This is a genomic window from Microcoleus sp. F4-D5, assembly GCF_036704885.1.
Lineage (GTDB): Bacteria > Cyanobacteriota > Cyanobacteriia > Cyanobacteriales > Microcoleaceae > Microcoleus.
On record NZ_JAUBSX010000131.1, the window covers coordinates 1 to 11,538 of the forward strand.

The following is an 11,538-nucleotide window of genomic DNA, read 5'->3' on the forward strand; positions in this document are numbered from 1 at the left end:
TATTTATGGACGGGTTCCCTGAATGGCATCAAGTTACAGATTTGGGGAACTTGGCTGTTTTATGGTCTTTTGGTAGATTTAGGAGATGCCGTGGCTGACGAGATGTCCCTAGAATTTGAGAGCATTTCTTTGGAGATGATTTATCGAGGTCTGTATCATTTTCAAGTGGCTCATCACAAGGGATTATCTGCTGACCCCGTAAAGTATTTTGCTGCCAAGGAAAATCTAGATTTAGGGATTGTCAAAGCTCAACGAAAACCCAAGTTAAAATTGATTATCGCTCCCTTTCCGGATGCCACCCTACGTGGAGAACCATTTTTCTTTGAGCCACTGCCGAAAATCCCCTTGACAACTGGCTTTGAGCCTTAACTTGTCACCAATGGGGTGGAATTAGCTATGTAATGCAACTTTTGAGATGCAGTCGAAACACCCTCGTCAAGGGAATAGAAGATTTAGAAACAATGGACGAACAGACACTCAATAGTTCCAGGAGCAGAAAGAAAGGAGGGGGAAGAAAAAGTCTTCTGTCTACTCAAATCGGCATTGATGCAGCATTTTTAGAAGTTTTAAAAAATTACACAGCCGGAGACCCAATGAATGAATTAATTAAATGGACTAATTTGACACATAAAGAAATAGCTTCTGGACTACGAGCAGCAGGTTTTACCATTAGTATACCCTGAGTTGCCAAACTATTAAAAAAGCATGGGTATGTGAAAAGAAAAGCTCAAAAAAAACAAACACTAGGAATTCATAAAAATCGGGATGCTCAATTTAAAAACATTGCCTGACTTCATGCAGAGTATAGAGAAGCCAGCAATCCTCTTATTAGTTTTGATCCCAAAAAGAAAGAAGTTTTATGAAATTTGTCTCGTCCGGGAACTCTCTATACAAAGGAACCTGTCACTACTTTCGAGCATGATTTTTGGAGTTTAGGTTACGGTAAAGTGATCCCACATGGGATTTATGATTCTCAACAAAACCGAGGATATATAACATTAGGAAACAGTAAAGATACCAGTGAATTTGCCTGTGAATTTTTAAAAAGTTGGTGGAATAATTATGGTAAAGCTACCTACCCCAACGCTAATTCTATCTTGGCTAAATGTGATGGTGGAGGTAGTAATAATGCTAATCATTATATTTTCAAGTAAGATTTACAGAAATTAGTTAATGAAATAGGAATTGAGATCAGAATTGCTCATTACCCTCCTTATACATCTAAATACAACCCCATAGAACATCGACTTTTTCCTCATATTACCAGGGCTGATCAAGGAGTAATTTTTACAAGTTTAGAATTAGTCAAAGCTCTCGTCGAAAAAACTTAAACTCAAACGGGACTATCTGTAGCTGTAAATATCCTTAATAAAGTTTATAAAACTGGTCGAAAGGTGGCTGATAATTTCAAAAATACTATGCAAATTGTTTTTGACGAATATTTGCCCAAATGGAATTACCGAGCCGTACCCCAACCTGAGTAGTTCATTAAATTATTTATTTTTCATTCCTTAGAATGTTTTGAATATGTAAATAATGCAGATGCGATCGCCGCCGGAATGTCCCTATTCAATCCAGAGTCAGTTGCATATCCTCGCAGCACGCTTAATGATACAAAGACTGCGAAGTTTATCATACTCTCGCATCGATTCCACCTTCTCAACAACTTTAGCCGATCGTCACTTTGCTCGATTATTGAGAAACTGTAAAAATAAAGGCTACACAATCAACCTGATTTACCTCTGGCTGCAATCTCCATAAATCCCAATTTAACGGGTGCAGTGTAGGGTCAAAAGTGGCGGACATTCTCTTCGCGAAATCTACCTAATTTCTCTCATATTGCTTTTCAGATAAATCGACCCTTGCTTGTTCAAACAAGCCCCTGAAGCGCACCTATTGCCTAGAGCATCGCCCAACCTAAAACCGAAGTCATCAAACAACCACTAACAAATAACAAACAACAAAACTCTTGTCAACAGTATTTTTTCGGAAATAATCTTGAAGGTTAAATAACAATTGCTAGCTAAGATAGGCGAATTATAGCATTTTGTTCAATATATTTGAAAATGCTAAGTTAATTAAAGATTTTATGCAGGTGACGCATAAGTGTTTACATTAGCGATCGCTATTTTGTTATTCTATTAGTAAGTTTCATTCGATCGACTGAATTTTTGTACCCCAGTCCTACCCCTAAACAGAACGGCAGTTTCCACAATGAGAATTTTAGTCACAGGCGGTGCGGGTTTCCTCGGTTCCCACCTAATCGATCGCTTAATGGCCCAAGGACATGAGGTAGTCTGCCTGGATAATTTTTACACCGGTACTAAACGCAATATCCTCAAATGGCTGGATAACCCATACTTTGAGCTGATCCGCCACGACATCACCGAACCGATTCGGTTAGAGGTAGATCAGATTTACCATCTGGCCTGTCCCGCTTCCCCAATACACTATCAGTACAACCCTGTCAAGACCATTAAAACAAACGTCATCGGCACGATGAATATGTTGGGATTGGCCAAACGGGTAAAAGCAAGATTCTTTCTCGCTTCCACTTCCGAAGTGTACGGAGATCCTGACGTACATCCACAAACAGAAGATTATCGCGGCAACGTTAATTGTATTGGAATTCGCAGTTGTTATGACGAAGGGAAGCGAGTAGCTGAAACCTTATCTTTTGATTACCACCGGCAAAATGGGGTAGACATTCGAGTTGTGCGAATTTTCAATACCTACGGCCCGAGGATGTTGGAAAATGACGGCAGAGTAGTGAGCAATTTTATTGCTCAAGCTTTGCGGAATCAACCGCTGACAGTATACGGCGACGGTTCCCAAACCCGGAGTTTCTGCTATGTTTCTGATTTGGTGGAAGGATTTATTCGTTTGATGAATAGCGACCAAATCGGGCCGATGAATTTGGGAAATCCCGGCGAATACACTATTTTGGAACTGGCACAAAAAATTCAAAATACGATTAATCCAGGGGCAGAAATTATTTTTAAACCGCTGCCGGAAGACGATCCAAAACAGCGACAACCGGATATTACTCGTGCTAAGACTTGGTTGGGGTGGGAGCCAACTGTACCGCTGGATCGAGGTTTAGAGTTGACTATAAAAGATTTTCGCGATCGCATTGAGGGAAATCAAAAGTAGAGACTGGGAGAGGGGGAGACTGGGAAAGTGGGGGACGGGAAAAATCTCCCTTACTCAATTCCTAATTTCCGATTCCTAATTTCCAATTCCCAATTCCCAATTCCCAATTCCCAATTCCCAATTCCCATCTGATTTATTTACTAACTTTGAGGAGATTTCTATGCGTGTTTGTGTCATCGGTACAGGATACGTTGGTTTAGTCACCGGCACTTGCTTGGCCCACATCGGCCACCACGTGATTTGCGTAGACAACAACGAAGAAAAAGTTAAATTAATGAAGTCTGGACAGTCGCCTATTTTTGAACCCGGACTGTCTGAATTAATGTCCTCTGCATCTGCGTCTGGCAATCTAGAATTTACTTCGGATTTAGCAGCAGGAGTCTCTCACGGGGACATTTTGTTTATTGCCGTGGGGACGCCTCCTTTGCCTACTGGGGAAAGCGATACTCGCTACGTGGAAGCGGTTGCTCGTGGCATTGGAGCTCACCTCGACGGCGATTACAAAGTAATCGTAAACAAATCGACAGTGCCCATCGGTTCGGGGGATTGGGTGCGGAGGATTGTCCTCGACGGTTTGGCGGAACGTCAAAAAGCTCAAACCAATGATGCGGTTACGGGTGAGGAAGTAGCAGCAAAAAAAGGTGTGGTATTTGATGTGGTTAGCAACCCGGAGTTTTTGCGGGAGGGCTGTGCTGTTTTCGATACTTTTAATCCCGATCGCATTGTGCTCGGCAGCAACTCTCGGCGGGCTATGGATATGATGCTACAGTTATACCGGCCGATTGTCGATCGCAAGTTTGCAGAAAATCCGTCTTTGCCGGAGGTTCCTGTGGTGATGACTGATATCAGTTCAGCGGAGATGATTAAGTACGCAGCTAATGCTTTTTTGGCTACGAAGATTAGCTTTATTAATGAAGTTGCTAATATTTGCGATCGTGTCGGTGCAGATGTTAGTCAAGTTGCCCGAGGTATCGGTTTAGATTCGCGGATTGGCAACAAGTTTCTGCAAGCTGGCATTGGTTGGGGCGGTTCTTGTTTTCCCAAAGATGTCTCGGCTTTAGTTCACACTGCTGACGATTACGGTTACGAGGCGCATTTGCTGAAAGCGGCGGTGGAAGTTAACCAACGCCAGCGGTTCATTGCTATTGAAAAGTTACAGCACGTTTTGAAGATTCTCAAAGGTAAAACAGTCGGACTTTTGGGTTTGACTTTCAAGCCGGATACTGACGATTTGCGGGATGCTCCTTCGCTGAATTTAATCGAGAGTTTGAACCGGTTGGGAGCGAAAGTTAAAGCTTACGATCCGATTGTTTCTCAAACTGGAATGCGTCACGGTTTGTCGGGAGTTTTGGTAGAAACCGATCCCGAAAGGTTGGCAGACGGTTGCGATGCTTTGGTATTGGTGACTGACTGGGAACAGTTTCGCAATTTAGATTACGATAAAATGGCGAAGTTGATGGATCATGCGGTGATGATTGACGGCCGTAATTTCTTAGACAAGAAGGTTTTAGAAGCCGCTGGTTTCCAATATGTGGGGATTGGAAGGTAAAGGGAGAGAATTAATATTACCAACCAAATCCAGGAGACGGCAATGCCGTTTCCCTACAATTAATCTGGGTAGGGAAACGGCATTGCCATGTCCTCCGTATCATAAGGAGTACAACCGGAATTCATATCACTTAGCTTTGTCTTTTGGTTGCTTTAGATAAGAGTTAGCCCAAGCATACCGTCGGGAATCTTTCTTCACCAGATAGTTTATCACTTCCAGCCGTTTATTCTCATCCTTGGCATTTTTGACAACCCGCTTCATTTCCGCATCCTGATCTCTGGGAGAAGCACCGCGTTTAATTGCTTCATTAAACCAACGCTCACCCTCTAAGAATTGACCGCGCTCAAAACAAATAGCTCCCATTAAAGTGTAAGGGTGATGACTCTGAGGCTGATATTCAATCGCTTTGAGAGCGCACTTTTCACCATCATCTAATTTATCGATATCTCGGAAAGCACCGCCTCTAGTTGTTAGTAATGCTGACTTGAGTTTATTTTCTTTTATTTGGTTGAAGTCCAGATTTTCTGTCAGCTTCAATGCCCTTCTAGGTTCATCCGCCTTGCGCCAATGACTGCTGGCATTAGGCAAGTTCCATTTATTTCCAGTGCGCTGGTACTCCTGTTCGTAGAAAGTTGCTTCGTTTTTGTGGTAAGCAGTCCAAATCTTGCCCGAGAAAAGTTTCTGCCCTTGATATCGGCGCTCTTCCTGCCACCCATAATAGCTATAACTAGGTTGAGGTGCTTCAAGTTTATTCTCCTCCAGCCAAGCTACATCTATCTCCTCAATTCGCTCTCCTTTATCAAGCTTTTGCAGAATTGCGTACAACGGACTAGAAGCTGATTTATCTTTATAGTTCGAGACATCATATTTCGACTTCAAAGCAGCAAATTCCCTTTGTTGAGGAAAAGTAATTATGTCTTCACGTCCATTCTGTTTTGCCCAATCAATATCAGCCTCACTCAACTGCTCTCCCGATTTGATTTTGGACTTCAGACTAGCAGCATATTTGTCAAGAGCGATCGCGATCGTCTCAGTCAGCTTACGCTTTTTCAGAAAGTTAAGATCTTGCTCACCTAGCTGATTTGCTGAATCAATTTTTTTAAGAACTTTATACAGATGGCTAGATGGTGATAAATCCTGATATTCATTAGCTTTATACTTAACTTTCAGTTCAGCAAAGTGCCGTTTCTGTTCAATCTCAACAACAATGCCAAGCGTTTCGGTCAGTTGATGCTCTTCTAGCCAATTAATATCTAATAAGCTCAACTGCTTATCCGCATCCAGCTTTTTCAGAATTTGATAGAGCGGACTAGAGACAGATGAATCCGGGTGTTTAGTTGCTTGATACTTATTCTTTAGCTGAGAAAATACTGTTTGTTGTAAGACTTCTCGTTCCTCAAAAAAAGCAAGTGTTTCTGATAGTTCTTGCTGTTTTAACCATTCACCATCTTTAGGGCTGAGTGGCTGGTTGTTCTCAATTAGTTTCAGGATTTTATAGAGATTGCTTGAGGGGAATGAATCCTGATTTTTAGTGGCTTTGTACTTAAGCTTCAGTTCAGCAAAGTGCTGTATTTTGTGATAAATTTCTATCGGTTTATAGAACCGATTCAATTTCATCCATTCTACCTCCATCTCACTCAGTTGACTTCCTTTATCAATTTGGCAAAGAAGGTCATACAGACGATTGATAGTTATATCGGAGGTACTAACTCCGTATTTTGTTGCTAGTTCAGCCAAGTGCCTCTCTTTTTTTATTTCTTCTTGTTGCTCTCGTTCCCTTTTTTCTTGCTCTCGTTCCCTTTGTTGTTGCTCTCGTTGCTGCTCTCCTTCCAAAATAAGCTTTACTTCTTGTTGTGCTCTTTCCAAAGCCATACTTTCTTCTTTACTCAGTTTCTGACCTGAGTCAACCTTCTTAAGGATTTGATAAAGAGGATTGGAGGAAGAAAGCTCCATTATCCATCCCCATTCTTGCAGAAAAAGATGTTCGTCTGAAGTCAGGTTTACTCCTTCAGTACGCATATTCAGAAGTCCTCTCAACGTCCAACATATACTAGAAAGAGGGACGCCCCGATATTTATTGGCTTTATTAGTTGCTTGATACTTAACCAGGAGAAATGCAAATTCTTCAAAAAAGCTTTCATCCTTCATAACAGTTCTCACAGCAATATTTTTACTCAAAAGTCACAAAAATTAACACCTAACGCCTTCCCTCATTCTATCAAATCATCCGCCGCCAATTCACCCGGATCAAAGCGATCGCTCAAACTCTCTTTTTTTAACCAGTGATTATGAATAAATCTTGTTTATTGTCGATCGCCAACGTCTACAATGATACCAATCACTCGATCGCACTCCTGAGCGTAAGGTGCTCCGCGATCACCTTACGCTTGAAAACTGTTTAAAAATTTTCCATCAATGCTTTTTCTCGAACGTAAACATCTCGTAGCTGTTGCAGCGCTGAGGCAGAAATTACCGATTTAACTGTAGCGACTAATTTACCCCACTCAAGTAAGCTGTCAACTGAAACAGCCGTTTTGAAGTTGTACGTATAGAATTTAGTCCAAAATTCTGGTGCTTGTGTCCGTTTCCAGCGTTTGTGCCATGCGACAAAATCTCGATCGCAGGGCGGTTTTACTTCTAAGATTGGCGGAAAATCGGCGTAGCTGACAAATCGACTCAGGCCTTTGGCGTGAACGTACACCACGTTGTGGCAGCATTCGATCCGGTATATCTGTTCGGGTGATATGTTGAACAGGAGTGCTACTGTTTCTTCGGTGACAAATCTCGATCGCGGATTGACGATCGACGATTTGTGAATAATTTTTGATGCGCCGATCGTTGACGATCTTAGCTGATTTTCTGATATCATTGTAGTTGCATCTGGTGGTGGTAGCTAAATCTATCTCTGCTAAGTGCGATCGACAGAAATAATCAGTCGGGATTAATTTTAACTGGCGCTCGTCTTTAGTTTCGTTGACTCCGCCGCAAAACGGAGACAAGCCCCGACTTGTGCCTTGAGAGGCGCAAAATTTTCGACCAACGTTCAAGCTCCCAGATTCATCTTTAGAGTCAATCTAAAATCTAAAATCTAAAATCTAAAATCGAATGACCGGGGGCGATCGCTTTTTGATATATTATACTAAATCCAAAATTTTGTAAATAGTGAATATGAGCAAAGGCTTAGTAAGGTTGCGGGTTCGAGAGTTGGCGGCCGAGAAGGGATGGACGCTCAAAGAGGTTGCGGAGCGATCGGGAGTCGGCTACAGTACGATTAGCAATTATGCCCGTTCTCAGGGTATGGCAATGGTTGACTTTGCAGCAGTCCACAAGCTGGCTCGAACTTTCGATGTGATGATTGAGGATTTCGTGGTAATCCTCGAAAAATAGTTGAACGTTTTGCCTAAATTCAATGTTTGAGCGATCGACTTTTGACGCGACGATCGAAGTTTTGATGTCATGATTTCACCATAGGTCGATCGCCCGCAACCAAAGTCGATCGCCTATCATTAAAGTAACTCGCTTGCAGCATGAAATTAGGAGAACCGTCAAATGCTAGAAGCTGCGCTATTAGGGCTTTTCAACATTGCTTTCGAGGCGATAGTCGGAACTCAAGCCAATGATGCAGCAAAGCACCTCTGTTTGAAGGGCATCAAAAAATTATCACAAGACGGTAAAATAGTCAATCACGATTTAGAAAAAGCGCTAAAAAGTTCTTTCCTGAAAGCTCAACAACAAATCGCCTCAGAATGCAAACAGGAAATCGATCCGAAAAATACGGATAACCGAGAGAGTTTTAGCTATTCGCTGCAACACAGGCGGCGCGATTTTGATTGGTTGAAACGCAAGCTCGAAAAGCTAAAATTAGATTTACAGCAGGTTGAGAAAGAAACTGTTCCCTCTGGGATTCCGATTGCAGGTTTAGACGACATAGAATTGCTGCTGACGGCGACAGATGAGTTAAAACAGAATCAGGTTGCAGCAGTTAAGCAAAAACTGCTGGAAGTAGCCCTAGAAAATTGCGATATCGCACCCTACAAAACCAAGTTAGAGCAAGAGTTGTTTCCCTTGGTAGCGGCATACTTTGCTCGGGAAATCAAGGATAATGATAAGGTTTTTCAGATTTTTACCGGGCAAACTTTGACGCGGATCGATCGCACAGCGCAACAGATGTATGCTTGGCTTGAGGAGATTGTGGAAAAGAGCCGCATTGTTTACCAACCGATAGACTGGCAAGCTATTTGCCAGCAGATATTAGAGGAGAAAGAACAGCAGCGACTTAGTAGCAATCAGCTAACTTTTGGCAACCATCAAATAGATGATGTTTATGTACCGCTGGGTTTGGTGGAACGCCAGAAAGTGACTCAGCGACGCGAGGATGTGGCGGCTGAGGAAGGTTCGGATTTGTACCGGGAAAAAGAAGTTACTCAAACATTTAAACATAGCGAGTTTCTCGAACAAGTGCTGCGGGAAGGAAGTAGCCCTAAAAGCAATGGCAAGCGGTTAGGAATTATTGGGGAACCGGGGGCGGGGAAAACAACGCTGTTGCGGCAGATTGCTAATTGGGTAGCTGATGAGATTTTGGAGGCGATTGTTATTTGGGTGTCTTTGGCAGATTTGCAGGGGAAGGAATTAGAATCGTATTTATTTGATAATTGGCTGCTGGCGGCAATTAAGAGAATTGGGAAGGCTGAGGCGACTGCGGAAATTAAGGATGATTTTTTAGCACAGTTTAATGCTGAGCGCGTGTGGTTGGTGTTGGATGGGGCGGATGAGATGGCGGTGGGGGATGGCAATCCTTTGGCGGAAATTGAGCGGCAAATTAGAACCGGCGGCTGTATTCAAAAGGCGCGAATTGTGCTAAGTTGTCGGCAGAATGTTTGGGATGCGATCGGCTCTACGTTGGATACTTTTGATACTTTTCGCACTCTGGAATTTTCCTATCCCGAACAGGTGGAGATATTTATCGATAAATGGTTTGTAACCGCCCCTAACCCCCCCTTGGTAAGGCTACCGTGTACACACAAGTTGATTATGAGCGAGTTTCCACCCTAAAAACATGGCTTCAAACTGCCGGAGTCCATGAACAAGAGTGGGCATTCCAGGAGGTCGCCCAGAGACATAACCAGACCAACCACTCCCGTCGAGCAATCAGCCAAACTGCCCAAGGCAAACAGGCTGGAGGATAGGGGTTTTGCTGCTTTTGTGTGTACCCTTCGAGAGTTTCGGCAAGTTGGGACAAGCATTGTTGTTGGTCAACAAAGAAAGCCACAGAAGCTGGGTTTGTCACAATTATCCCGTCCTTCGACCATTTGTAGGGTTCGCACGGCAACTCCTAAAGCCAGGATGGTGAGTCGTTGAATGGCTGTGACGGACTCTAACTGGGTAGCTTCGAGATTTAATCCAGCTTTTTTTAAGGTGGCAAAAAGTTGTTCAATGCGCCATCGCCATCGATACCATTTAATGACTTGTAGTGCTTGCTCTAAACAAACTACTTGGTGGGTAGTGAGTAATCGCCAATGAATCGCTTTTTGCCCGAATGGTGGGTTAATTTCCTCGGCTTCGACTGCATTCATAGTGATACTGGGTGGATAATCTTGGACTTTTAATTGCTCGGGGCGTTGAAGTTGCACAGTCGTACACCGAACATTTAGCAACGCTTCTCTTGCTATTCGACCAATGCGTGGATCGGAGGGTATATTAATTGTATAAGTACCCTGACTAGGCTGTTCTCTTAAGTAGGCGTAAAGCGATTGTGACTTTTCTAACAACCGACGGTCACAGGCGAACTCGGACTAATACATGATTGTGTTTGTCAGGTACGGTAGCCAATTCTTCATAGAAGTCACTTTCGCGGTCGCCAATGTGGGTCACGACGCTGGCACCACCGTTAGTGAAGCAGCTTTGGCTACGCTCAGGGTAATGCCAACCACTTGTAGGATTCTTTCTTCTCTATCGGCAATTTTCGATATTTCCGTTCATGCTTATCCTGATGAGCACCATCTCGACTCCACAGTTGCACCGTGCTTAATCCTAATGGAAAGCCACTTTCGCTATCCAAAACCAGCGTTGGATGAATATAAAAGCCCACATCTGTGTTGTTGCCAACTACTCCTAATTCCAGCGGTTTTAGTCGCCCGGAGTGAGACTGCAAATTTATTTCACTGCTATCACTTACGGCTAATACATGCCGTCCTTCTACTTGCTCTTGGCAATGCTCCGCCAGACTCCGCACTAATTCTGATAATGTCACGTTCTGGTTCTCTAAAAAGCGATAGTACCCCACTTGTTGCGCTCGATTTCGACGCTCTTTGACGAATGTTTACCGATTGATGTTGACGCATTGCTTCATACAATGCCGCCCCCTTTTTACCAACCGAGGGTCTCCAAATGCCGTGCCTTCGGTATGTTTGGCGTGAATCAGTATGGGATTGTCCACGGTAATTACTCCTTTCAAATCCTTGGACTAGCAATACTCTCAACAGTTTTGAGGCCATAGTCTCAAACCCTTGATTTTCCCGAAAGCAGAGCAAGTGCCTCAATCGCCCTGAAACCCTTATTATATCGTTGGTCATCAAAAACAGTCCGCAGTTTTGCTAGTTTATTTTGACTTGTGTGTACACGGTAGCTTACCAAGGGGGGCCAGGGCGAACGCATCTAAACTTTATGTTAACAGAATATGATATATTGGAGAATAATTTTTGAGTACCCAAAAATATTTAATTAAAGTCTATCAATATGAAACTAAAACCTAAAATCACCATTGCCGACCATTTTTCCGACTTAGAAGATCCAAGAATTGAGCGAACTAAACATCATCAATTAATTGATATTATTAC

At 42.9% G+C, this 11,538-nt stretch carries 7 protein-coding genes and 3 pseudogenes; 7 read left to right on the top strand and 3 right to left on the bottom strand.

Annotation, left to right across the window (positions count from 1 at the left end; all coding sequences use genetic code 11):
- The 5 genes and pseudogenes from QUA80_RS31915 to QUA80_RS31935 form a co-directional block, all read left to right on the top strand.
- A pseudogene (locus QUA80_RS31915) lies at positions 1 to 369 on the top strand (IS4 family transposase); the annotation flags it as partial.
- 92 nt (positions 370 to 461) lie between these two features.
- Positions 462 to 683: a hypothetical protein gene (locus tag QUA80_RS31920; RefSeq protein WP_333428940.1), complete on the top strand. Its 222-nt coding sequence runs from the start codon at positions 462 to 464 to the stop codon at positions 681 to 683.
- 183 nt (positions 684 to 866) lie between these two features.
- Positions 867 to 1,484 (top strand): annotated as a pseudogene (locus QUA80_RS31925) (ISAzo13 family transposase).
- A gap of 730 nt (positions 1,485 to 2,214) precedes the next feature.
- Entirely contained in the window at positions 2,215 to 3,153 is a 939-nt protein-coding gene (locus tag QUA80_RS31930; protein WP_333428941.1) for a UDP-glucuronic acid decarboxylase family protein, read from the top strand.
- A 160-nt stretch (positions 3,154 to 3,313) separates the two neighbouring features.
- Positions 3,314 to 4,702, top strand: a complete 1,389-nt coding sequence (locus QUA80_RS31935) for a UDP-glucose/GDP-mannose dehydrogenase family protein (protein WP_333428942.1) — start codon at positions 3,314 to 3,316, stop codon at positions 4,700 to 4,702.
- A 126-nt stretch (positions 4,703 to 4,828) separates the two neighbouring features.
- Here QUA80_RS31935 and QUA80_RS31940 read toward each other — a convergent pair whose 3' ends face one another.
- Positions 4,829 to 6,880: a hypothetical protein gene (locus tag QUA80_RS31940; RefSeq protein WP_333428943.1), complete on the bottom strand. Its 2,052-nt coding sequence runs from the start codon at positions 6,878 to 6,880 to the stop codon at positions 4,829 to 4,831.
- Positions 6,881 to 7,100: 220 nt separating this feature from the next.
- Positions 7,101 to 7,571 carry a hypothetical protein gene (locus QUA80_RS31945; RefSeq protein WP_333428944.1) on the bottom strand — a complete coding sequence of 157 codons (471 nt, stop codon included), beginning with the start codon at positions 7,569 to 7,571 and terminating at the stop codon, positions 7,101 to 7,103.
- A 299-nt stretch (positions 7,572 to 7,870) separates the two neighbouring features.
- Between QUA80_RS31945 and QUA80_RS31950 the strand changes: the two genes are divergently transcribed.
- Complete coding sequence (locus tag QUA80_RS31950; protein WP_006632503.1) at positions 7,871 to 8,089, top strand: helix-turn-helix domain-containing protein; 219 nt, start codon at positions 7,871 to 7,873, stop codon at positions 8,087 to 8,089.
- 162 nt (positions 8,090 to 8,251) lie between these two features.
- On the top strand, positions 8,252 to 9,754 hold the full coding sequence (locus QUA80_RS31955) for an NACHT domain-containing protein (RefSeq protein ID WP_333428945.1): 1,503 nt from the start codon (positions 8,252 to 8,254) through the stop codon (positions 9,752 to 9,754).
- Here QUA80_RS31955 and QUA80_RS31960 read toward each other — a convergent pair.
- Positions 9,710 to 11,043, bottom strand: a pseudogene (locus tag QUA80_RS31960) (IS4 family transposase). The gene QUA80_RS31955 and the pseudogene QUA80_RS31960 overlap by 45 nt on opposite strands.
- Positions 11,044 to 11,538: the final 495 nt, after the last annotated feature.

What these genes read in the sequence shown, in the direction of transcription:
- QUA80_RS31930 (WP_333428941.1), top strand. Translation starts at nt 2,215, where the DNA reads ATGAGAATTTTAGTCACAGGCGGTGCGGGTTTCCTCGGTTCCCACCTA.
- QUA80_RS31920 (WP_333428940.1), top strand. Translation starts at nt 462, where the DNA reads ATGGACGAACAGACACTCAATAGTTCCAGGAGCAGAAAGAAAGGAGGG.
- QUA80_RS31945 (WP_333428944.1), bottom strand. Translation starts at nt 7,571, where the DNA reads ATGATATCAGAAAATCAGCTAAGATCGTCAACGATCGGCGCATCAAAA.
- QUA80_RS31955 (WP_333428945.1), top strand. Translation starts at nt 8,252, where the DNA reads ATGCTAGAAGCTGCGCTATTAGGGCTTTTCAACATTGCTTTCGAGGCG.
- QUA80_RS31935 (WP_333428942.1), top strand. Translation starts at nt 3,314, where the DNA reads ATGCGTGTTTGTGTCATCGGTACAGGATACGTTGGTTTAGTCACCGGC.
- QUA80_RS31950 (WP_006632503.1), top strand. Translation starts at nt 7,871, where the DNA reads ATGAGCAAAGGCTTAGTAAGGTTGCGGGTTCGAGAGTTGGCGGCCGAG.